Source organism: Microbacterium sp. NPDC089190, assembly GCF_040701795.1.
In the GTDB taxonomy this organism is placed as follows: domain Bacteria; phylum Actinomycetota; class Actinomycetes; order Actinomycetales; family Microbacteriaceae; genus Microbacterium; species Microbacterium galbum.
In genome coordinates this window covers 949497-968216 of the sequence record NZ_JBFBHF010000001.1, presented here as the reverse complement: position 1 = coordinate 968216, position 18720 = coordinate 949497, and the positions used below count along the sequence as shown (strand labels likewise).

General features: G+C 71.8%; 17 protein-coding genes. 8 read left to right on the top strand and 9 right to left on the bottom strand.

All coding sequences use genetic code 11. The annotated features are described in order from the left end of the window. The first annotated feature begins 62 nt into the window (after positions 1 to 62). Positions 63 to 1985 carry a M3 family metallopeptidase gene (locus tag AB0230_RS04755; RefSeq protein ID WP_366374250.1) on the top strand — a complete coding sequence of 641 codons (1923 nt, stop codon included), beginning with the start codon at positions 63 to 65 and terminating at the stop codon, positions 1983 to 1985. 89 nt (positions 1986 to 2074) lie between these two features. Here AB0230_RS04755 and AB0230_RS04750 read toward each other — a convergent pair whose 3' ends face one another. Further along, positions 2075 to 3142 carry a low specificity L-threonine aldolase gene (locus AB0230_RS04750; RefSeq protein ID WP_363387224.1) on the bottom strand — a complete coding sequence of 356 codons (1068 nt, stop codon included), beginning with the start codon at positions 3140 to 3142 and terminating at the stop codon, positions 2075 to 2077. 101 nt (positions 3143 to 3243) lie between these two features. Here AB0230_RS04750 and AB0230_RS04745 point away from each other — a divergent pair, with 101 nt between their 5' ends. Further along, positions 3244 to 6441, top strand: coding sequence for a DEAD/DEAH box helicase (locus AB0230_RS04745; protein WP_366374248.1), 3198 nt, complete (start codon positions 3244 to 3246; stop codon positions 6439 to 6441). A gap of 113 nt (positions 6442 to 6554) precedes the next feature. Here AB0230_RS04745 and AB0230_RS04740 read toward each other — a convergent pair whose 3' ends face one another. Continuing rightward, a complete protein-coding gene (locus AB0230_RS04740) occupies positions 6555 to 7100 on the bottom strand; it encodes a TetR/AcrR family transcriptional regulator C-terminal ligand-binding domain-containing protein (RefSeq protein ID WP_366374246.1) in 546 nt (181 codons plus the stop codon). Positions 7101 to 7157: 57 nt separating this feature from the next. Between AB0230_RS04740 and AB0230_RS04735 the strand changes: the two genes are divergently transcribed. Both AB0230_RS04735 and AB0230_RS04730 read left to right on the top strand, forming a co-directional pair. After that, entirely contained in the window at positions 7158 to 7982 is an 825-nt protein-coding gene (locus AB0230_RS04735) for an SDR family NAD(P)-dependent oxidoreductase (RefSeq protein ID WP_366374244.1), read from the top strand. Positions 7983 to 8055: 73 nt separating this feature from the next. Further along, entirely contained in the window at positions 8056 to 9630 is a 1575-nt protein-coding gene (locus tag AB0230_RS04730) for an MFS transporter (RefSeq protein ID WP_366374242.1), read from the top strand. A gap of 2 nt (positions 9631 to 9632) precedes the next feature. On the opposite strand, the gene AB0230_RS04725 is transcribed toward AB0230_RS04730, so the two are convergent. Continuing rightward, positions 9633 to 10361: an SDR family oxidoreductase gene (locus AB0230_RS04725; RefSeq protein WP_366374240.1), complete on the bottom strand. Its 729-nt coding sequence runs from the start codon at positions 10359 to 10361 to the stop codon at positions 9633 to 9635. Between the two features lie 211 nt (positions 10362 to 10572). Further along, positions 10573 to 11970 carry a DUF6421 family protein gene (locus AB0230_RS04720; protein WP_315993675.1) on the bottom strand — a complete coding sequence of 466 codons (1398 nt, stop codon included), beginning with the start codon at positions 11968 to 11970 and terminating at the stop codon, positions 10573 to 10575. Positions 11971 to 12078: 108 nt separating this feature from the next. On the opposite strand from AB0230_RS04720, the gene AB0230_RS04715 reads away from it, so the two are divergent. From AB0230_RS04715 to AB0230_RS04705, 3 genes are all read left to right on the top strand, one after another. Continuing rightward, a complete protein-coding gene (locus tag AB0230_RS04715; protein WP_315993674.1) occupies positions 12079 to 12567 on the top strand; it encodes an Lrp/AsnC family transcriptional regulator in 489 nt (162 codons plus the stop codon). 86 nt (positions 12568 to 12653) lie between these two features. Then, a complete protein-coding gene (locus tag AB0230_RS04710; protein WP_366374237.1) occupies positions 12654 to 13841 on the top strand; it encodes a histidine kinase in 1188 nt (395 codons plus the stop codon). Between the two features lie 45 nt (positions 13842 to 13886). Beyond that, on the top strand, positions 13887 to 14537 hold the full coding sequence (locus tag AB0230_RS04705) for a response regulator transcription factor (RefSeq protein ID WP_315993672.1): 651 nt from the start codon (positions 13887 to 13889) through the stop codon (positions 14535 to 14537). A 9-nt stretch (positions 14538 to 14546) separates the two neighbouring features. Here AB0230_RS04705 and AB0230_RS04700 read toward each other — a convergent pair whose 3' ends face one another. Further along, positions 14547 to 15056, bottom strand: coding sequence for a GNAT family N-acetyltransferase (locus tag AB0230_RS04700; RefSeq protein ID WP_366374235.1), 510 nt, complete (start codon positions 15054 to 15056; stop codon positions 14547 to 14549). Continuing rightward, entirely contained in the window at positions 15053 to 15562 is a 510-nt protein-coding gene (locus AB0230_RS04695) for a hypothetical protein (protein WP_315993670.1), read from the bottom strand. Before AB0230_RS04695 ends, AB0230_RS04700 begins: the two co-directional genes overlap by 4 nt. A 139-nt stretch (positions 15563 to 15701) precedes the next feature. On the opposite strand from AB0230_RS04695, the gene AB0230_RS04690 reads away from it, so the two are divergent. Next, entirely contained in the window at positions 15702 to 16322 is a 621-nt protein-coding gene (locus AB0230_RS04690; protein ID WP_315993669.1) for a 2-phosphosulfolactate phosphatase, read from the top strand. A gap of 142 nt (positions 16323 to 16464) precedes the next feature. Here the strand turns inward: AB0230_RS04690 and AB0230_RS04685 are convergent, their stop codons facing one another. The 3 genes from AB0230_RS04685 to AB0230_RS04675 form a co-directional block, all read right to left on the bottom strand. After that, the gene (locus AB0230_RS04685) at positions 16465 to 16953 is read right to left on the bottom strand and encodes a SprT-like domain-containing protein (RefSeq protein WP_315993668.1); all 489 of its coding nucleotides are present in this window, start codon (positions 16951 to 16953) and stop codon (positions 16465 to 16467) included. Positions 16954 to 16983: 30 nt separating this feature from the next. Then, complete coding sequence (locus tag AB0230_RS04680) at positions 16984 to 17511, bottom strand: hypothetical protein (RefSeq protein WP_315993667.1); 528 nt, start codon at positions 17509 to 17511, stop codon at positions 16984 to 16986. 109 nt (positions 17512 to 17620) lie between these two features. After that, positions 17621 to 18487 carry a fused MFS/spermidine synthase gene (locus AB0230_RS04675; RefSeq protein WP_366374232.1) on the bottom strand — a complete coding sequence of 289 codons (867 nt, stop codon included), beginning with the start codon at positions 18485 to 18487 and terminating at the stop codon, positions 17621 to 17623. Positions 18488 to 18720 lie beyond the last annotated feature (233 nt).

The following is an 18720-nucleotide window of genomic DNA, read 5'->3' as shown; positions in this document are numbered from 1 at the left end:
GTCGCCCGGAGGTTCTCCACCGCCCATTGCCCGGCGTCGGAGGCTCTGCCTAGGGTCGAAGGATGCCGGATTCTCCCCTGGAACCCCTGACCCTGCCCCGCGACCTCGACGGCTGGCGCGCCTTCGCCCATGAGCGCCCGCGCACTCTTCTCGATCGGGTGGCCGAGATCGACGCGCGACTCGTCGCCGAGGCCGAAATGACGCTGCGGGAGCGTCTCGCGCTCTGGAACGAGGCGGATCTCGCGCTCGCCGAGGCCGCGGCGCCCTCCCATCTCCTCAGCGAATCGCACCCCGATGCCGGTGTCCGCGACGCCGCCGAGAAGCAGGCGCAGGCCGTGGATGCCGTGCAGTCGCGCCGCCTCCTCGATCGCGGGCTGTGGAGCGTCTTCGCCGAGGCCGACCCCGACGGGCTCGACGCCGACGAGCAGCGCTTCCTCGAGCACGTGCGGCGCGACTTCCGTCGCGGGGGCGTCGACCTCGCGGATGCCGACCGAGAGCGCGTGCGGGAGCTGACCGATCGCGACACCGAGCTGTCGCTGACGTTCTCGCGCAACATCCGCGAAGGCCGTCGCGAGATCAAGGTCCCGGCGTCGGCGCTCGACGGCCTGCCCGACGACTTCCTCGCGGAGCACCCCGCCGACGACGAGGGGATGGTCACCCTCACCACCGAGTACACCGATCTCATGCCCGTGCGCGAGTATGCGCGCGACCGGTCGGTGCGCCACGCGCTGGTGGGCGCGTACAACGACCTCGCGTGGCCCGGCAACGAGCCCGTGTTGGCCGAGCTGCTCGCCGTCCGTGCCGAGCGGGCCCGGATCCTCGGATACGGCGACTGGGCCGATTACGAGACCGAGACGCGCATGATCGGCTCGAGCGCCGCGGTCGCCGCGTTCCTCGAACGGGTCGCGGAGGCGGCGGCCCCGGCGGCGACCGCCGAGTACGAGCGCGTCCTCGCCCGCCTGCGCCGCGACGACCCCGCCGCCGACGCCGTCACGATCGCGGACTTCTGGTACGTCCTCAGCGCGCTCAAGCGCGAGGAGTACGACGTCGACGCGCAGCTGGTGCGATCGTACTTCCGCTTCGACCGCGTGCTCGACGGGGTGCTCGCCACCACCGGGCGCCTGCTCGACGTGGAGTACGTGCCCGTCGAGGCTCCCTCGTGGCACGACGACGTGCGCACGTACGACGTCGTCCGCGCGGGCGAGCGACTCGGTCGCATCCACCTCGATCTCCACCCTCGCGAGGGCAAGTACAACCACGCCGCATGCTTCGGACTCGCCTCCGGCATCGCGGGACGCGCGCTGCCGGAATCGGTCCTGCTGTGCAACTTCTCGCGCGGACTGCTCGAGCACGACGAGGTCGTGACCTTCTTCCATGAATTCGGTCATCTCGTGCACGACATCCTCGGCGGCCACCAGAAATGGGCGCGGTGGACGGGGGTCGCCACCGAGTGGGACTTCGTCGAGGCGCCCAGCCAGCTGCTCGAGGAATGGGCGTGGGACGCCGAGGCGCTCGCCGCCTTCGCCGTGAACGACCAGGGCGACTCCATCCCCGCCGACCTCGTCGCGCGCATGCGCACGGCCGACGCCTTCGGGCGCGGTCTCGAGGTGACCAGGCAGCTCGGGCACGCGACGACCTCGTACCGCCTGCACGTCGATCGGCCCGCCGACCTGCAGTCCGCGGTCGACGGCTACTACCGCGCCGCGAGTCCGGTGACCCCGCTCGACGGCTCGCACTCGTATGCCGGGTTCGGTCACCTGACGGGCTACGGGGCCTGCTATTACACCTACCAGTGGAGCCTCGTCATCGCGCGCGATCTGCTGTCGGCGTTCGGCGACGACCTCTTCGACGTCGACACGGCGACGCGTTACCGTCGCGAGATCCTCGAGCCCGGCGGCACGCGCGACGCGCGCGAGCTCGTCGAGGCCTTCCTCGGACGCGAGAGCACGTTCGACGCCTACCGCGACTGGCTCGCGGGGGCCTGAGACGACGAGGGCCGCGGCATCGGCGATCCGGATGCCGCGGCCCTCGCTCTCGCGTCGATCCCGCCCGCGACGGGTGTCGATGCGTCAGATCACGCGGTCGTCTCGCGCGCGATCGCGGCGACGAAGGCGTCGATGTCGTCTTCGGTCGTGTCGAAGGAGCACATCCAGCGCACCTCGCGGCGCATCTCGTCCCAGTCGTAGAACCGGAAGCTCGCGCGCAGGCGATCGGCCACTCCGACCGGCAGGGTCGCGAACACGCCGTTGGCCTGCGTGGGCTGCGTGAATTCCACGCCCTGGATCGAGCCGTCGGCGAGACCCGCCTCGACGCCCGCGCGCAGGCGCTGCGCCATCGCGTTGGAGTGCCGGGCGTTGCGCAGCCACAGGTCGCCGTCGAGAAGGGCGACGAGCTGAGCCGAGACGAAGCGCATCTTGCTCGAGAGCTGCATGTCGAGCTTCCGGAGGTACGTCAGACCGGTCGAGGCTTCGGGGTCGAGCACGACGATGGCCTCGCCGATCATGGCGCCGTTCTTCGTTCCGCCGAAGCTCAGCACGTCGACCCCCGCGTCACGGGTGAAGGCGCGCAGCGGCACGTCGAGGGCGGCGGCGGCGTTCGCGATGCGCGCGCCGTCCATGTGCAGCCGCATGCCGTGCCCGTGCGCGTGCGCCGCGAGCTCGCGGATCTCGTCGACGCTGTAGAGGGTGCCCAGCTCGGTCGACTGCGTGATCGAGACCACCAGCGGCTGTGCGCGGTGCTCATCACCCCAGCCCCAGGCCTCGCGGTCGACGAGCTCGGGTGTGAGCTTGCCGTCGTCGGTGGGGACCGTGAGCAGCTTGATGCCGCCCACGCGCTCGGGCGCTCCGCCTTCGTCGACGTTGATGTGCGCGGTGGATGCCGAGATCACGGCGCCCCAGCGGGGGAGCATCGACTGCAGCCCGACGACGTTGGCGCCCGTGCCGTTGAAGACGGGGTACGCCTCGACGCCGTCGCCCAGCAGCGAGACGAACAGCTCCTGCAGACGCGCGGTGTAGACGTCTTCGCCGTACGCGACCTGGTGGCCTTCGTTGGCCGTCGCGATCGCGGCGAGCACGTCGGGGTGGATGCCGGAATAGTTGTCGGACGCGAAGCCGCGCACCGACGTGTCGTGGAGGGAAGTCACCCCTCCAGCGTAACTTTTCCCGGCTCCTCCCCAGGGGGGATCGCTCCACGGATGTCCGCACACCGCGTCGGGGTGTCGGCGGTCCCGACCACAATGGAGGCATGCGGTTGGACCCCGAAGCACTCAGCATCGCCGGCGAGATGTTCTCGGCATCCGCGATGATGCGCGCCGATCGCCTGCTCGTCTACGGTTCGGTCGAGGTGGGCGACGCCCGATCCGTCAGCGGCGTGCTGGTCGTCACGGCGCAGTCCTTCGGGGCGTCGGGGTACGAACACCTCGAGCTCCGCGTCCCCGACGATCTGTCCCGCCTGTCGGGCTGGTGCTCGTGCGGGCGCGGCCCCGAGTGCGAGCACTCGTGCGCGGCGGCTCTCGTGCTGTTCGACCGCCTCATCTCGGCGGGGCGCCCGCCCCGCGCCGAGTGGCAGCGCTCGCTCGACGAACTGTTCGCCGCCGCCCCGGTCGTCGACGACGAGGCCCCTTTCGATCTCTGCCTGTTCCTCTCCATCCGTCGCGGCGGCGGGCGCGGGTACGGAGCGGCGCTCACCCTCAGCGCGCGGCCGGGGGTCCGGGGCTCCCGCGGCACGTGGATCAAGGGCCGGGCCGGCTGGTCCGCCCTCGCGGCCCTTCCAGCCGATCCGCGGGCACGCGCCGCGCTCGACAGCCTGGGGCGATTGGGGCGCTTCAGCGCCGGCGCGTACCTCTCCGACGAGTGGATGCCGCTCTCCGCGGTCCCGCCCCACTCGCTGTGGCTGCAGCTCGAGGCGGTCGTCGCCGCCGGGGTCCCGCTCGTGTCGGGTGCCGGTGTCCATCACCCGGTCCGCGTCGTCGACGAGCCCGTGACCGCGGCGGTGTCGCTCGACCGCCGCGGCTCCACCCTGCACGTGCGCGGGACGGTGGAGGGCGTCGACGTCGAGACGGCCGCCCTGCCCTCCTGGGTGGTGGGCGACCCCGCCGTGGCCGTGGCCTTCGTCGCCGACCGCGACGGCGACGACGAGCGGATCACGCTCGCGCGGCTGGCGACACCCGCGTCGGGACCGGTCCGCGGGCTGCTCGCCCGATCGAGTGCGCTCACGGTCGACGAGCGCGGATCCGAGACCTTCCTGCACGACTACCTCCCGCGGCTGCAGCTCGACGCGCCGGTGGTGTCGCCGCGGGGCACGGTCGAGGTTCCTCCGGCGCCGCGCCCCGTGCTCGAGGTGACCGTCGAGCATCTCGAGGGGTCCACGTCGCTCGCGACGCGGTGGGACCGCTCATCGACGCAGGGCCGTCGGCACGACGAGCACGAGGGCGCCGTGTGGCGCGCGGTCTCCGCCCTCGCCGATGAACTTCGGATCGACATGCCCGCGCCCTTCACGACGGGGACCGCGCCGGCCCGCGCGATGGCGCCCGCGACGGCGGCCGTGTTCGCCGGCGAGATGCTGCCGCAGCTGAGGGCCCTCGCGTCCGTCCGCGTGGAGGTGCGCGGCGACGACCCCGAGTACCGCGCATCGGCCCAGGCTCCCGTGGTGCAGCTCAGCACCGGCCCCGACGACGGCAGCGACTGGTTCGACCTGAACGCCCGGGTGACCGTGGGCGACGTCGAGGTCGACTTCACCGCCCTCTACACCGCCCTGGCGCTCGGCGACCGGGTTCTCTTCCTGGGCGACGGGGAGTACGTCCGGCTCGACAGTCCGGAATTCGATCGCCTCCGGTCCGTCATCGACGAGGCCCGGACCCTCGCCGATCGGCCGGGCGACGAGCTGACGATCAACCGCTACAACGTCGGGCTGTGGGACGACCTGTCCGAGCTCGGCATGCTCGCCGTCCACGAAGCCGAGTGGTGGCTGCGCGTGCGGGGGCTGACCGACGAGGCGTCCCTCACCCGGATCGAGCCCCCGGAGGGCCTGCGGGCGACCCTCCGCGACTACCAGCGCTCGGGCCTCGACTGGCTCCACTTCCTGCGCACCCAGGGGCTCGGCGGCATCCTCGCCGACGACATGGGACTGGGCAAGACGGTGCAGACGATCGCGATGATGGAAGCGGCGCGTGCCGACGACCCGACGCTTCCGCCCTTCCTGATCGTCGCGCCGACGAGCGTCGTGGGCAACTGGGCACGGGAGTGCGCGACCTTCGCGCCCGACCTCGAGGTCCGAACGATCGCCGCCACACGGGCACGGCGTGCGAACAGCATCGCCGAGGCCGCGGCCGGGGCGCACGTCGTCGTCACCAGCTACGCCCTGTTCCGTCTCGAGCAGGAGCAGTACGCCGAGGTCGCCTGGTCGGGACTCGTGCTCGACGAGGCGCAGCAGATCAAGAACCCGTCGTCTCGCGGATACCGGGCGGCCCGGGCCCTCGCGGTGCCCTTCACGCTCGTCATCACCGGCACGCCGATGGAGAACAACCTCCTCGAGCTGTGGGCGCTCATGTCGCTGGTGGCGCCGGGACTGCTCGGAACCCGCGAGTCCTTCACCGAGCTGTACCGCACGCCCATCGAGAAGGGCGCCGATGCCGGACGGCTCGATCTCCTGCGCCGGCGTATCCGGCCGTTCCTGCTCCGGCGGACCAAAGACCTCGTCGCCGCCGAACTCCCGCCCAAGCAGGAGACCATCATCGAGGTGGCCCTTCACCCCGCGCACCGCAAGCTCTACGATCGGCGGTTCCACCGCGAGCGTCAGCGTCTGCTGGGGCTGCTCGACGACGACGCCGAGGGCAACCGGTTCGCGATCTTCCGCTCCCTCACGATGCTGCGGCAGCTGGCGCTCGACCCCGCGCTCGTCGACGAGGGCGACGCGCCCTCGGCGAAGCTCGACGCGCTCGAAGACCTGCTGGTCGAGGCGGAGGCGGAGGGGCATCGCGTGCTCGTGCTGAGCCAGTTCACGCGGTTCCTTCGAGCGGCTCGCCAGCGCTGCACCGACGCGGGCCTGGCATCCGGGTATCTCGACGGCACCACGATCAACCGTCAAGCCGAGATCGACCGGTTCCGCGACGGTGATGACCCGGCGTTCTTCGTCTCGCTCAAGGCCGGCGGGGTGGGGCTCAACCTGGTGGAGGCCGACTACGTCGTGCTGCTCGACCCGTGGTGGAATCCCGCCGTCGAGGAGCAGGCGATCGACCGCGCCCACCGCATCGGGCAGACCCGACCCGTCATCGTGTACCGGTTGGTCTCCTCCGACACCGTCGAAGAGAAGGTCGTGGCCCTTCGGGAGGCGAAGTCCGAGCTCTTCTCCCGTGTGCTCGACGGGGGCGCCGACGACGGCGACGTCAGCTTCGCCGGGGGACCGCGTCTGACGGCCGACGACATCCGGAGCCTCCTCGACTGAGCCGCACGCAGGGCGCCGCTCGATCGCGGAGCCCGTTCGCGTCGCGACCTCGGGGTGGTCCGTCCGACGGTGCGATCGCGAGCGATCCTCCGGCGGTCGCGGAAAGCCGTCGCTCAGTTCGCCGTCGCTCGCACCGTCCGGGTGACGTGGCGTGCGATCCATTCCCGGCTGAACGGCTGAGAGCGCAGGAGCCAGCGGTGCAGGAGGGGGCCCACGAAGAGCTCGGCGCACTCCTCGGGATCGACGGCGCCGGCATCCCGGAAGCGCCGCGCGATCGCCGCCATCTGCGGAGCCAGGAGCAGGGCGCGGTACTGGGCGGCCACCTCGGCGTCGATCTGCACCTCCGCGGTGACCGCGCGCAGGAGAGGCTCCGTCTCCGCTCCCGTGAGTTCGGAGACCATTCCGGATGCCAGGGTGACCAGGTCGGCGCTCAGATCGCCGGTGTCCGGGACGACGACATCTCCGTCAGGACCCTCGCTGCGAGCGAGGAGGGCGTCGAACACGATCGCGCCGGTCGTCGGCCACGACCGGTACAGGGTCTGCTTGCTGACCCCCGCACGCGCGGCGACTCCTTCCATGCTGAGCGACCCCACCCGACCCTCGTGGAGGAGGCCGAGGACGGCGTCGTGCACGCGTTTGCGGGTCGCCGATCTCGCCATGCGGCCATCGTACGCGAGAAACGAGACGGTCCGTCCATTTTCGCGTACATTTACGCTATGACCTCTTCGAAGACGTGGATGATCACCGGCGCGAGCAGCGGCCTGGGGCGGGCGCTGGTCGCCCGCGTCCTGGCGGCCGGTCACACCGTCGTCGCGACGGTTCGACCGGGGAAGGAACTCCCCACCCACGACAGGCTCACGGTCCTTCCGCTGGACGTCCGCGATCGGGGGGCGGCGCGCGCCGCGGTCGAGACGGCCGCCGCGAGTGGGGGAGGGCTGGACGTCCTGGTGAACAACGCCGGGTACGGCCTGATCGGCGCGGTCGAGGAGGTATCCGAGGACGAGGTTCGCGCAGTCGTCGATACCGACATGCTCGGGCCGCTGTGGCTCAGTCAGGCAGCGGTTCCCCTGATGCGCGCGCGGGGATCGGGGCGCATCGTGCAGATCTCCACGGTGGGCGGTGTCGGCGTGATGCCCCTTCTCGGCCTCTACAACGCCTCCAAGTGGGGATTCGAGGCGTTCAGCGAGGCGCTGGCCGCCGAGGTGCGAGGATTTGGCGTGCGCGTGTCCATCATCCAACCGGGTGCCCTCGACACCGACTGGGCGGGCTCGAACATGCGCTTCGCGGAGGCTCTCCCCGTCTACGACGACCTCCGCACGCGGCTGTTCGGTCGAGCCGAGGTCCCCTGGCCGGCGTCATCCGAACCGACCGGTGGAACGCGACCGGAGGATGCCGCGGAGCAGATCTTCGCGCACGTGTGCGACGACGGCGATGAGCGTCTGCGCGTGCTGATCGGCGAGGACGCACCGGTTCAGGTCCGCGCGGCTCTCGACGCACGTCTCGCCGACTACGCCCGCGACCCCCGCTTCCCGACCGTGTGAGCGGTTGACACGGCGCCGGACCGGGTGGCGAACGGGTCTGGCCGATGTCGGAGGGCGGGTCTAGCGTGTGCTCATGTCCGCTCCGCAGCCTCCCGAAGCCCTGGTGGCCGGCGCCGTCGAGGGTGGGCAGCGCACGTTCCTGGCCGTCCTGATCAACACCGCCGCCGCCAACGTCACGACGAGTTTCCTCTGGTTCGCGCTCACGTTCTGGGTCTACCTCGAGACGCGTTCGGTGCTGGCGACGGGCATCGTGGGTGGCGCCTACATGCTGCTGCTCGCGATCTTCGCGATGGTCTTCGGCTCCCTGGTGGACCGGCATCGAAAGCATCGCGTCATGGTCTTCTCCGGCGTGGTGACGCTGGGAGCCTTCCTCCTCGCGGGCGCGCTCTGGATGGCCTTCCCGGAGGCGGCGCTGCTCGATCTCGGCGGACCGTGGTTCTGGCTGTTCTCCGGGATCATCCTGGGCGGCGCGGTCATCGAGAACCTCCGCAACATCGCGCTCTCGACCACCGTCACCCTCCTCGTGCCGGTCGAGCGTCACGCGAACGCGAACGGCCTCGTCGGCACGGTCCAGGGTCTCGCGTTCGTCGTGACGAGTGTCTTCAGCGGGCTCTCGGTCGGATTCCTCGGCATGGGGTGGACGCTGGCGATCGCCGTGGGGCTCACCATCGTGGCGCTCGTGCACCTCCTCACGATCCGCATCCCCGAACCTCGTCCGGCGGCGGGCGTCGAACGGGGTCCTCTCGTCGACCTGGGCGGAGCCGTGCGAGCGGTCCGAGCCGCACCGGGGCTGTTCGCCCTCATCGTCTTCTCGACGTTCAACAATCTCATCGGCGGCGTCTACATGGCGCTCATGGACCCCTATGGTCTCGAGCTGTTCCGCATCGAGATCGACGGCCGTGTCTACGACGCCGAAGTGTGGGGCGTCGTCCTCGCGGTGACCGCGACCGGTTTCATCATCGGCGGAGGGCTCGTCGCGAAGTTCGGACTCGGCAAGAACCCGATCCGCACCATGCTGTGGATCGTCATCGCCATGGGCGCGCTCGGAGCGGTGTTCACGCTCCGCGACTGGTGGTGGCTCTACGCGATCGGCATCTGGGTGTACATGGCGCTCATCCCTCCCGTCGAGGCGGCGGAGCAGACCGTCATCCAGAAGGTCGTGCCGTTCACCACCCAGGGCCGTGTCTTCGGCTTCGCCGCGGCATTCGAGTCGGCGGCCGCCCCGATCACCTCGTTCCTCATCGCCCCGATCGCCCAGTTCGTGGTCATCCCCTACATGGAAGGAGCGGACGGACGCGCCACGTGGGGATGGCTGCTCGGCGACGGACAGTCGCGCGGCATCGCGCTGGTCTTCGTGATGGCGGGTCTCGTCATGGTCGTGGTCGGCGTACTCGCCTTCTCCACGCGGTCGTATCGCGTCCTGTCGGCGCAGTACCGATCGGCCGCTGTCACCGGCGATGTCGATGCCGCGCCCGCCGCATCCGATGACGGGGATGCCGTCGGCGCCGGGGCCGTCGTCCCTGTCACGGCGTCTGCGGCGGCGGCGGTTCCCGATGGGTCGCGCCGTGACGACGCCGCGACACCCGGCGCCTCAGACCGAGAGTCGACGGAACGCGGGGCCGCGCGCGATCCCCATCCCGGAGGCTGACCTCAGGCGCCCGCCCCGACCTCGATCACGACGTCGTTGAACGCGTCCGCCGTGTCGTCCCACAGAGCGACGAAGGCGGCGGCCAGGGCCTCCTCGAGACCGTCCAGGCTCTTCACGCGGAAGATGACGGCCGCCGCGGAGATCGCGCGTCCCGCGTCGCGGGCGTTCTTCGCGAATCCCTGGGCGACCGCACGCGTCCACGCCTCGCTCGCAGCCTTGACGGCCGCGTAGTTCGCGCCGCCGGCGAGAGGGCGGGCGACCGAGGTCGACGACACGATGGCGAGACGGCCGGCGGGCGAGGCCCGCAGGTCCTCGTCGAAGGCGCGGCTGACGGCCCGGAGCGCTGTGAGCGAGCGGAGCAGGAACGCGAAGTCCTCGTCACTCTGACCGGCCAGCCCGCCGCCGCCACGCCATCCCCCGACGAGGTGGAGGACGCCGTCCACGTGGCCGTGCGCGGCGTGCACGCGCTCGCGCAGCGCGGACACGGCATCCGCGTCGGTGAGGTCGCACAGCTCCGCGTGGGCACCGGGCGCGTCCGCCGCGGCCTCGGTCAGACGCGTCGCGTCGGAGCCCACGATCACCACCCGCGCGCCCGCCTCGAGCAGCGCGCGCGCCGCGGCGCGGCCCACCGCGCTCGTCCCGCCCGCGAGGAGGACGAGGCGCCCCCGCACCAGCTCCTGTGCCTGCTCCGGCGTCGGCGTCGGCGTCTCCGTCTGCCTCACGTCGCTCATGCGTCCTCCGTCATGCTCGGCCGGTCACGTTCCCTCGAGTGTCCTCGTCACAAGCCGCGCGCGCGAGTGCCCCGCGGCTCGTGCCAGGGGCCGCGACCCCGACGAGTGTCCAAGACACGCCGCTCCTCGCGGCCCAACGCGGCGTGTCCTGGACACTCGAACGCTCGTGAGTGCGGCCGCGACGCGCCCGGAGCCGGGCCGGGGCCCGGCGTCAGTCCGTCCCGCGGATGCCCTCCGTGGAGGCGATCACCGGGCGCATCTTCTTCTCCAGCGCCTCGAAGAACATCGACAGGGGGAACTCGTCGTCGAGCACCGCGTCGGTGTACCCCTTGGGCAGGCCCGCGAGCACGTCGTCGGGGAGGCCTCGCGCCCATACCGAGGCGGGGTGCGGGGTCACGACGGCGCGCACGAGGTCGTACGCGGCGAGCCAGTGCGCCGTCTTCGGTCGGTCGATCGAGCGCCAGTAGAGCTCGTCGATCGCGTCGGCCAGGGCCACGACGGCGGCCGGCACCTCGTCCCAGTCGAACGCGAGCGACGTGTCGGTCCAGTGCAGCACGCGACGCTGGTGGAGCCACGCGAAGAGAAGCTGCCCGCCCAGTCCGTCGTAGTTGCGCACGCGCGACCCGGTGATGGCGAAGCGGAAGATGCGATCGAAGATGACGGCGTACTGCACGAGCTCGGCGTGCTCGAGCATCGCGCGCTCCGCCTCGTCGAGGTCGTCGCGCGCCGAGAGGCGGGCCTGCAGCGACACGCACTCGCGGAAGGCGGTGAGATCGCACCGCAGTTCCTCCAGCGAGTAGAGGAAGAACGGCATCCGCTGCTTGATCATGAACGGGTCGAAGGGCAGGTCGCCGCGCATGTGCGTGCGGTCGTGGATGATGTCCCACATCACGAACGTCTGCTCGGTCAGCGCCTGGTCGTCGAGCATGCGCGCGGCGGCCTCGGGCAGGTCGAGCTTCGTGATCTCCGCGGCGGCGCGCGTCACCCGGCGGTACCGCGCCGCCTCGCGGTCCTGGAAGATCGCGCCCCAGGTGAAGGTCGGGATCTCCCGCATCGCGACCGTCTCGGGGAAGAGCACGGCGGAGTTCGTGTCGTAGCCCGCGGTGAAGTCGATGAGGCGCAGCGAGACGAACAGGCGGTTGGTGTACTCCGTCTCCAGGCGGGCGATGAACTCGGGCCAGATCGCCTCGACCAGCACCGCCTCGACGTGACGCGAGCTCGAGCCGTTCTGCGTGTACATGGGGAACACGACGAGGTGACGGATGCCGTCGACCCGGTGCTCCTGGGGCTGGAATGCCACGAGGGAGTCGAGGAAGTCGGGCGTCCCGAGCCCCTCGGCCTTCCATCGACGGAAGTCGGCGACGGAGGCGGAGAGGTAGGCGGCGTCGTGCGGGAACAGCGGCGCGAGGGCGTCGATCGCTTCGACGACGTCGTCGATGAGGGGCCCCGCGGCGGCGGTGTCGTCGATCGAGCCGTCCTTCGCCTGCAGCGTCTGCAGCGCCGTCGCGGCGGCCTTGAGCCGGGTCCAGGCGGGGGTGTGCTCGACCGCGTCGACGGTGCGACCGCCGAGCAGATCCTGGTCAGCACGGATGGGTGTCGCGGTGGTCATGGCATCCTCCGATCGGGACTGTAAATATTCCTGCTAAAAGGTCATGCTAACGGAAAACTTACGGCACGCACCAGGGTGCCGTTCGGGTGCACTGCTACTGTCGAGCGCATGACCGAGGTCCCCGCGCGCGCCCCCCGCCTCGACGACGCGGTGGACGCTGCGATCGTCCGCGAGATCTCGATCGATGCTCGTGCGACGCTCTCGCACCTGTCCGAGCGCGTCGGCCTCTCGGTTTCCGCCGTGCAGTCGCGTCTGCGTCGCCTCGAGGCCCGGGGCATCGTGCAGGGGTATCGTCCGATCCTCGACGCCGAGGCCCTGGGTCGTCCGCTCGCGGCCTTCGTCGAGATCACCCCGCTCGACCCCGCCCAGCCCGACAACGCCCCCGAGCTGCTCGCTCACCTGAGCGCGATCGAGGCCTGCCACTCGATCGCGGGCGAGGCGGCGTACATGCTCTTCGTGCGGGTCCCGACGCCGCGCGATCTCGAGGCGCTGATCCGCGACATCCGTGCCGCCGCACAGGTCAACACGCGCACGACCGTCGTGCTGCAGACCTTCTTCGAAGCGCGCCCGATCGAGCCCGCCGACTTCCCCGGCTGACGCCGCCCCGGTGTCCTCCTTCCGAGGCTCCCGGATACATCCCCAGGCGGATGCCGCGCCCGGCGTCGCCGCGTAGCGTGAGGACGATGCTCACCCTCCGCCCGCTGCAGCGCTATCAACTGGTCACCGACCTCGGTGTCGCCGGTGTCTTCGGGCTGCTCGCCCTTGCGGTCGAGCTGGCGGGCACCACGAGCGGGGCGCTGGCCCCTCTCGCCGTCGTCGGGGAGAACGTCGGCGCGGTCCTCGTCGCCCTCGCCCTCACCGCTGCGCTGGCGATGCGCCGCCTGCAGCCCGGACTCGCCCTCGTGCTGGCCTGGGCGGGGGCGTTCCTGCAGATGGGCTTCGGACGTCAGCCGTCGCCCGCCGACCTCGCCATCTTCGCCGTGCTCTACACGACCGCCGCCTACGGCAGCAGGCGGGTCTTCTGGTGGGGGTTCGCCTCGGGCATCGCGGGGGCGGCGATCGTCCCCCTTTATCTCGTGGGTCGGGGCTTGTCGGCGCCGCTCACGATCAACGACTGGTTCGCCGTGGGCGCCCTGCTGCTGGCATCCGGGTTCGCGCTCATGCTCGCGTGGGTGTCGGGCGCCCTGGTGCGCACGGCCGTGCGCGCCGCAGCGAACAGCCGGGCGCAGCGCGCCGCCGAAGCCGAGACGATCGCCGAGCAGCAGCGCGTGCGCATCGCCCGCGACATGCATGACGTGGTCGCGCACTCGCTCGCGGTGGTCATCGCGCAGGCCGACGGCGCACGGTACGCGGCCGCCGCCGATCCCGCGGCGGCCTCCGACGCCCTCGCGACGATCTCGTCGACCGCGCGGGCGGCCCTCACCGACGTACGTGTGCTCCTCAGTCAGCTGCGCCACAGCCAGGGTGAGGGCCCCCAACCGACTCTCGCCGACCTCGATCAGCTCTTCGACCGGGTGCGTGCGGCAGGTGTCGAGCTCGATGTCCGTGTCGACCCGGTCCCGCCCGGCGAACCGCCCGCCGCGATCCAGCTGGCGGTCTTCCGCATCATGCAGGAGGCCCTCACCAACGCGCTCCGCCACGGTGTCGATCCCCGCGTGCGCGTCCGTCTCGGGTGGTTCGCCGACCGCGTCGAGCTGTCGGTCCGCAACGCCCGCTCCACGTCTGCCGCCGTCGGCGTGCCCGCTGCCGGCGGCCACGGGCTCATCGGGATGCGCGAGCGCGCACAGCTCGTCGGCGGTCGACTGACGGCCGAGCCCGAGTACGGCGAATTCGTCGTCCAGGCCACTCTTCCGATCGGCTCCCCGCAGTGAGCGGACGGATGCCGAGAACCCATCCCGCACGAGAGGCTCCCTCGCATGACCGCCCCCGTCCGCATCGTCCTCGTCGACGATCAGGCCCTGTTCCGCGCCGGCATCCGCATGGTGATCGACTCGCAACCCGACCTCGAGGTGGTGGGAGAAGCCTCCGACGGACGGGAGGGGATCGAGGTCGTGCGGGCGACGCGCCCCGACCTCGTGCTGATGGACGTGCGCATGCCCGTGATGGACGGCCTGACGGCGACGGCCGAGATCCTGCGCGAGCCCGACGCACCCCGCGTGGTCGTGCTCACGACGTTCGATCTCGACGAGGCGGCCGCTCGGGCGATCCAGCGCGGCGCGAGCGGATTCCTGCTGAAAGACGCCGAGCCGGAGTTCCTGCTCTCGGCGGTGCGGACCGTGCACGCCGGCTCCGCCGTCATCGCGGCGGAGGCCACCCGTGAACTCTTCGCCCACATCGCCGACGGCGCCGGTGCCGAGCCGGTCCCCGAGGCCTTCGGCGCGTTGACCGAGCGCGAGCAGGAGATCTTCGCGCTCGCCGCCACGGGGCTCAGCAACGCCGAGATCGCCGAGCGCGAGTTCCTGTCGGAGGCGACCGTGAAGACCCACATCAGCCGCATCCTGACCAAGCTCGCGGTGCGCGACCGCGTGCAGCTCGTGGTTTTCGCCTACCGGCACGGGCTCGTCTGAGGCCGGCTCTCACCTCGCTAGGCGCAGCTCCGTCAGCGACCCGCCCCATCGCTCGTCGGCCCGGGCGGCACCGTCGGGCGCGAAGCCGTGCTTGGCGTAGAACGCGAGGGCGCGCTCGTTGTCCGACAGCACCCAAAGACTGGCGGCGCCGGTCCCGACGGCTGCCTGCAGCAGCGCCGCCCCCGCGCCCGTGCCGTAGTGGCTCGCGAGCACGTACAGGGCGTACAGCTCCGACTCTGACCGCGGGCGATCGGCGTCGCGCGTCGGCCCGCCCGAGGCGAATCCGATCACGCGGTCGTCGACGACGGCCACCCAGGCATCCCCGAGGCGCTCGGCTCCCGGGGGTGCCTCCCCGCGCAGCCGCGCCGCCCACCGCGATTCCGAGAGCTCGACGTCGAGCTGTTCGACGAGCGCGCCGGGCACTTGCGCGGTGCGTGCCTCGCGCCAGCTCTGCACGTGCACGTGGGCGATGCACCGGCTGTCGCCGGGCGTCGCCGCGCGCACGTGCACGTCGCTCATCCCTCGGCGTTCGGCTCGTCTTCGGGGTCGTGCGCCCAGGTCGGGGCGAGCGCTCGGATCCGGGCGGCGCGCCACTGCCACGTCGCCCACAGCCCGGGCCACAGCGCGGGGGCCGTCGCGCCGCCGATGGTGAGGCGTTCCCGCCACAGGGTCTTCCCCGGCTCACCGGGGGCGGCGGAGACCGCCATCTGGTGGTCCCACACGTCGAGGGTCGAGAGCGGTCCGGTCAACGGAACGCCCCAGTCGCGGAACACGCGGACGCGACCGTGCGCGTCGCTGGTCTCCCGATCCGCCACCGAGATGAGCTGGCGCCCGACGGGTACGACACCGGCCACGCTCATCTGCACGGGCACGTCGTCACCGGATTCGAAGGTGGGGGGCATCTGGGTCAGCCCGTCCACGGTGAGAAGGGGTCCGTACAGCTCCGCGACCGCGCGCGGGGAGTGTAGGGCGCGCCACGCGGCGTCGGGGTCGCAGTCGATCACGAACTTCAGCAGGATCCGCATGTTCAGATGGTGCCCGATCCGCCTGGGGGTGAGCGATGGGTTGACGGCCGCGCCGTGACGAACCGCCTCCCGCCGTGGCATCCGTCATCAGCGGGGAGGACCGGCGGGCGCGACGTCCCCGTCGTTCTAGCATCGAAGGATGCCGATCGACCCCGCCCTGTCGCAGTCCGACTACCAGGTGCGCCTGGAGTGGGGCCTCGGTGGGCTCCGCCGTCTCGCCCCCGCCCACGTCGTGGTGATCGTGCAGCCTCTCGGCCTGACCGCCCACGCCCTCGCCGCCGTCGAGAACGCCGCCGGCCTCGACGTGTCGGCGGACGACGACGAGGTGGCCGCGCTCGCCCGGGCGGCGCACGAGACGGGCGCCCACGTGGTCGCGGCAGGTCTGCGCAACGCGGCGGCGGTGGCGGCGCACGTGCTCGAGGTGCAGCGCTCCCGCGGCGAGCGCACCAGCATCTCGATCCTCGCCGCCGGGTCGACTGACGATCAGGGTGTGCGCTTCGCCGTCGAGGACCTTCTCGGTGCGGGCGCCGTGATCGCCGCCCTCGGCGACCTCGGCATCGACCACGCCTCGCCCGACGCCGCCGTCGCCGGCGAGGGTTTCCGTGCCCTGGGTGGGGCGGTGCGCCACCTGCTCACGGCGAGCGGCGGGGGACGCGCGCTCGCCGCCGACGGGGGTCGCGACGCCGTGCTCGCCGCGGCCGCGCGCGACGCGGCATCCGTGGTCCCGGTGCTGCGCGACGGGGTCTTCGTCGGCGCGTGAGCCCCGAGGCCCGGGCGTCAGCCCGCGAACGACGTTCGAGGCCGAAGTGTTGTCAGCGCGGGCCGGGACGGATGACGCGACGACGTCATCGGGCCCGCCCCTCGCGGACGGCCGCGGGCCCGGCGACACCCGCCGCAGGCCATCACCGCGGAGTGGCGGCAGCGCGACGTTCGGCGCGCGTGATGTCGCGGTGCACCCACGACAGCGCGAAGCGCGGGTCGAACGACGGAGCGCATTTCGCGCAGGACGTCGGCCGCGTCGCGCGTCGGTGACGATAGGCGACGTGCCCGGCGGGGCAGGTGCCCACCCACGGGGCGAGCTCGTTCGCCGTCTCTCCGGCGTGGGTCGTGCCGCCGACGTAGCCGAGCTCGAGCGCCGTGCGCTTCCAGCGCGGCCCGTGGCCGGCCGAGGGCCCCGCGAGCGCGTGCGCGACCTCGTGCAGGAGCGTCTGATGGTTGGTGTCGTCGTCGTATCGGGCGGCCAGATACCGCGAGACGCTGATGCGCTTGCGGCTGTAGTCGCACAGCCCCGCGCGTCGCTTGGCGTTGTCGAACGCGAACGTCCACGACGCGTCGAGGTGCAGGGTGATCAGCGCCTCGGCCCACGTGCGTACGCGCTGCAGATCGGACATGACCGGAAGATTAGGCGTGGCCTACGACATTCAGCTCGCGACGACCTCGCGCGTGCGTCGACGGTCGGCTGCGTCGATCGCCAGCAGCGTGGACTCGAGCTGCGCGTCGGTGGCGCCGGCGTTCTGACGGAGGAAGAGCGCCTGCTTGAAGTCGCGACGGGCGCCCTCGTAGTCGCCCTCGTCGTAGTGCACCTTGCCGCGGTGCTGCAGCGCGAAGGCGGCGATGCTCGCCCAGCCCTGTCCCTCAGCCTCTTCGGCGCACATGGTGAGCTCCTGCTCGGCGGCGGCGTAGGCGCCCCGGCACTGCATGATCGTGGCGTGCAGGATGCGCGCGCGCAGCAGATCGCGGCGGGTCCCGGCCATGCGGGCCACGCGCACGGACTGCTCCGAGACGGCCAAGGCCTCGTCGAACCGGTCGAGCACTTTCAGCAGCCACACCCGCTCGAGGAGGGCGTGCAGACTGCGCTGCGACCCGATCTCGTCGAGACGCTCCTGGCACTCGCGGGAGTCGGTGATCTCACGCAACGTGTCGGGGTCGTACCCGTGGATGTAGCTCACCGTCGCTCCTCTCGGTCGGGCAGGAGTTCCAGTCTGCGCCGACCTCGTGCCGACACCGCACGCGCCACGCGGTCGAGGGGCGAAAGCCCCTGCCCGACATCCGGCGACGTCAGCGTTCGAAGATGGATGCCGAGGGCTTCGGCGACGGCGTCGCGTCGGCATCCGTGGCGGGACGCGACCCGCGCATGAACTCGACGATCTCGTCGCCCTGGGCCACCTTCGCGGGGTGGGGTCCCGCCGCCATCAGGCGCGGCAGCCACTCGACGGGAAGGGGCGCGGCGGAGGCGGCGACCACGAGGTTGCCGAACCGGCGACCCTTGAGCACCTGCACCTCGGCGAGCACGATGACCTCGGGGAGGACCTCGCGGATGGTTGCGACCTGCCGACGGGCGAAGGCCAGGCCGGGTCCGTCCGAGACGTTGACCAGGAGGACACCGTCGGGTGCCAGGAGACGGGATGCCGCGCGGTAGAACTCCACCGTGGTGAGGTGGGCCGGGGTCTGTGCACCCGAGTACACGTCGCTGACGAGCAGGTCGACGGCCCCGTCCAGGCCCGCGGGCAGCCGACCGAGTCCCTCTCGCGCGTCGCCGATGCGCACGCGCACCGAGGCGCCGCGAGGAAGGGGCAGGTTCTCGCGCACGAGGTCCCACAGTGCGGGCTCGAGTTCGATCACCTGCTGACGCGACCCCGGCCGCGTGGCCTCCACGTAGCGGGGGAGCGTGAGGGCACCCGCGCCCAGGTGCACGGCGGTGAGGGGCTGGCCCGGCATCCGGAGCCGGTCGATGACGGCGCCCATCCGCGCGACGTACTCGAAGTGCAGGTGCGTCGGGTCGTCGAGGTCGACGTGCGACTGCGGGGTGCCGTCGACGACGAGCTCCCAGCCCGAGACGAACCCCGAAGGAGAGACGCGCGCGAGCGACCCGTCCGACAGTCGAGCCGTCGGGGCGTCGTCGGGTTCGATGCGCATGCGGGCCATGCGTTCACGCTACCGGCCCGCCCCTCGCCCGCGGGGCGGCCGCCGGGCGGGGCGTCGATCGGGCCGGGCGGCGGTGAGGGGGCTCGGGCGGCGGCGAGGCCCGACCGGGCGTCGGGAACGGGGGATCCGTCGAGGACAGGATGCCGCGGGCTCCGAGCGTCCTGTTCTCGGGGCATCCCGTGTTCCGGTGAGGGGCGCGGCACCGCCCCGGCCGCCCCGCCGCTACCGTGGCA

Excerpts from the sequence above, each read along its gene's own strand:
- AB0230_RS04755 (WP_366374250.1), top strand. The coding sequence starts at position 63 with ATGCCGGATTCTCCCCTGGAACCCCTGACCCTGCCCCGCGACCTCGAC.
- AB0230_RS04745 (WP_366374248.1), top strand. The coding sequence starts at position 3,244 with ATGCGGTTGGACCCCGAAGCACTCAGCATCGCCGGCGAGATGTTCTCG.
- AB0230_RS04740 (WP_366374246.1), bottom strand. The coding sequence starts at position 7,100 with ATGGCGAGATCGGCGACCCGCAAACGCGTGCACGACGCCGTCCTCGGC.
- AB0230_RS04735 (WP_366374244.1), top strand. The coding sequence starts at position 7,158 with ATGACCTCTTCGAAGACGTGGATGATCACCGGCGCGAGCAGCGGCCTG.
- AB0230_RS04730 (WP_366374242.1), top strand. The coding sequence starts at position 8,056 with ATGTCCGCTCCGCAGCCTCCCGAAGCCCTGGTGGCCGGCGCCGTCGAG.
- AB0230_RS04725 (WP_366374240.1), bottom strand. The coding sequence starts at position 10,361 with ATGAGCGACGTGAGGCAGACGGAGACGCCGACGCCGACGCCGGAGCAG.
- AB0230_RS04720 (WP_315993675.1), bottom strand. The coding sequence starts at position 11,970 with ATGACCACCGCGACACCCATCCGTGCTGACCAGGATCTGCTCGGCGGT.
- AB0230_RS04715 (WP_315993674.1), top strand. The coding sequence starts at position 12,079 with ATGACCGAGGTCCCCGCGCGCGCCCCCCGCCTCGACGACGCGGTGGAC.
- AB0230_RS04710 (WP_366374237.1), top strand. The coding sequence starts at position 12,654 with ATGCTCACCCTCCGCCCGCTGCAGCGCTATCAACTGGTCACCGACCTC.
- AB0230_RS04705 (WP_315993672.1), top strand. The coding sequence starts at position 13,887 with ATGACCGCCCCCGTCCGCATCGTCCTCGTCGACGATCAGGCCCTGTTC.
- AB0230_RS04700 (WP_366374235.1), bottom strand. The coding sequence starts at position 15,056 with ATGAGCGACGTGCACGTGCGCGCGGCGACGCCCGGCGACAGCCGGTGC.
- AB0230_RS04695 (WP_315993670.1), bottom strand. The coding sequence starts at position 15,562 with ATGCGGATCCTGCTGAAGTTCGTGATCGACTGCGACCCCGACGCCGCG.
- AB0230_RS04690 (WP_315993669.1), top strand. The coding sequence starts at position 15,702 with ATGCCGATCGACCCCGCCCTGTCGCAGTCCGACTACCAGGTGCGCCTG.
- AB0230_RS04685 (WP_315993668.1), bottom strand. The coding sequence starts at position 16,953 with ATGTCCGATCTGCAGCGCGTACGCACGTGGGCCGAGGCGCTGATCACC.
- AB0230_RS04675 (WP_366374232.1), bottom strand. The coding sequence starts at position 18,487 with ATGGCCCGCATGCGCATCGAACCCGACGACGCCCCGACGGCTCGACTG.